Origin of the sequence: Sphaerospermopsis reniformis, from assembly GCF_005402885.1 — a bacterium.
Classification (GTDB): domain Bacteria; phylum Cyanobacteriota; class Cyanobacteriia; order Cyanobacteriales; family Nostocaceae; genus Sphaerospermopsis; species Sphaerospermopsis kisseleviana.
In genome coordinates, this window is the sequence record NZ_BJCE01000503.1 from 1 (window position 1) to 1,024 (window position 1,024).

Below are 1,024 nucleotides of genomic sequence, written 5' to 3' on the forward strand. Positions count from 1 at the left end.
ACAGAACTCCATACATGGTTCGGCTTCGCTCACCATAAATACTGACAGCCTTCTTTCCTGTTCCCTGTTCCCTGTTCCCTGTTCCCTGCCTCTACAAAAAATTCATGAATCAAATCAGATCACTATATGCTAGAACAAATTACCCCCCTCATCCTCACCTATAACGAAGCCCCCAACATCGATCGCACCCTAGAAAAACTCACCTGGGCAAAACAAATTATTGTTATTGATAGTTACAGCACAGATGAAACTTCAGAAATATTATCTTCCTATCCGCAAGCAGAAGTCTTTACAAGAAAATTTGATACTCACGCCAATCAATGGAACTATGGCTTAGAGCAAGTTAAATCAGAATGGGTTTTATCTCTGGATGCTGATTATATCTTAACCGATGAACTAATTACGGAAATTGAAAATTTACCTCTAGATACTACCATTGACGGCTACTTTGCCAGATTTAAATATTGTGTATTTGGTAAACCTTTAAGAGGTACCATACTCCCACCCCGTGAGGTACTCTTTCGCAAAGACAAAACAATTTATATTGATGATGGTCACACACAACTACTAAAAAATCGAGGTAACTCTAGTCAACTGACAGCATACATTCACCACGACGATCGCAAACCATTAAATCGCTGGTTATGGGCGCAACAACGTTACATGGTGATTGAGTCCAAAAAACTCCTAGAAACCCCGAACCATGAACTTAGTTTAGGCGATCGTCTGCGTAAGCGAAAAATCATCGCCCCATTAATTATACTGGTTTATTGCCTGATTGTCAAAGGAGGCATTTTAGATGGTAAATATGGTTTGTATTACGCATTGCAGCGAGTATTAGCAGAAATTCTGCTCAGTATAAATTTAATAGAGGCTAGTTTTAATCAAAGGGATAAATAGGGCTTGCTGAATAAACCCAAAATACTCGTAAATCAAAGGTTTGAGGCTGATCAGGAGGAAAGAAAGTGCAAGATTTTTGAAGGGTATACCTTAAAAACTGTGCATTTTGGGTCTGATAAATTAG

1 protein-coding gene is annotated in these 1,024 nt (G+C 38.8%); it reads left to right on the top strand.

The window, feature by feature from the left end:
- Nucleotides 1-126: 126 nt before the first annotated feature.
- A complete protein-coding gene (locus FFR48_RS28055; protein ID WP_137669592.1) occupies nucleotides 127-900 on the top strand; it encodes a glycosyltransferase family 2 protein in 774 nt (257 codons plus the stop codon).
- The last annotated feature ends 124 nt before the right edge of the window (nucleotides 901-1,024 follow it).

Bases quoted from the DNA above. Each gene is read 5' to 3' on its own strand.
- FFR48_RS28055 (WP_137669592.1), top strand. From the start codon at position 127: ATGCTAGAACAAATTACCCCCCTCATCCTCACCTATAACGAAGCCCCC.